The 1,100-nt window shown below is 56.1% G+C and carries 1 protein-coding gene; it reads right to left on the bottom strand.

The window, feature by feature from the left end:
• Positions 1-1,024, bottom strand: a 1,024-nt coding sequence (locus HMPREF9473_RS25810; RefSeq protein ID WP_006783167.1) for a diphosphate--fructose-6-phosphate 1-phosphotransferase, incomplete at its 3' end; no start/stop codon positions are given.
• Positions 1,025-1,100 lie beyond the last annotated feature (76 nt).

The following is a 1,100-nucleotide window of genomic DNA, read 5'->3' as shown; positions in this document are numbered from 1 at the left end:
CCCCGGCGTGGCGCTCGAAGGCCACCATCATGCCTGTGGCGCCGTTTAAGGCCGCCTGGACGCCGTAAGCACCGGCCACGGCGGCTTCCTCCACGTCCTTGCTGGCAGCCACCATTCCGGAGCAGCGCTGGCTCACGTTCAGCTCCACGGAGCGGGCCTTGATGCCAAAGTGGCTCCGCACGAAGTTTTCCAGCACCTTGCCGCAGCCGGCCAGCATCTTGTGGCCGAAGTTGTCCACCCGGGCCTCGTCGGCGTACTCGCAGATCAGGCGGCCGCTGGAATCGGAGATCCCCTCGGATACGCAGATAATCACGCTGGAGCTGCGGGCCAGGGCGGCCTTTAAATCTCTGGTAAACTCCTTGAAGTCAAAATCCGCCTCCGGCAGATAGATGAGCATGGGATTGTCGAACTCCTCTTTTCTGGCCAGAATGCTGGCGGCTGTCAGCCATCCGGCGTTGCGGCCCATCAGTTCCACGATGGTGACGGCCGGCTGCTGGTAGACGGAGGAATCCAGCACAATTTCCCGGACGGTGGATGCCACGTATTTGGCGGCGCTTCCATAGCCCGGTGTGTGGTCCGTATGAATCAAATCGTTGTCAATGGTTTTGGGGATGCCCACAAACCGGATGGAGCTCTTGTGTCCGGCGGCGTACCGGGACAGCTTGCTCACCGTATCCATGGAGTCATTTCCCCCGATGTAGAAGAAGTACCCGATGTCGAGAGCCTCCAGCTTCTCAAACAGGGTGACGTAGACGGGAGAAGTCAAATCCTCCGGCAGCTTGAACCGGCAGGAACCCAGATAAGCCGCCGGCGTCAGTTTCACCAGCTCCAGCTCCTCCTTCGACAATCCTTCTCCCATATCCATATACATATCTTTCAAAAATCCTTCAATTCCATGAATCATGCCATACACATGACCGACGCTGTCCTCCTGTTTCAGTCCCTCACAGACAACCCCGTAAAGACTTGCATTAATCACGGCAGTGGGCCCGCCGGACTGTCCAACGATGATGTTTTTTTTCATATGTTATACTCCTTTTTGATGTGCGTATCTATTTTATAATAGTTGTCCCTTCTTTGCAACCTATATTCGCTTTCTC

The organism is Hungatella hathewayi WAL-18680 (assembly GCF_000235505.1).
GTDB lineage: Bacteria > Bacillota > Clostridia > Lachnospirales > Lachnospiraceae > Hungatella_A > Hungatella_A hathewayi_A.
This window is presented reverse-complemented; position numbering and strand designations above follow the sequence as displayed.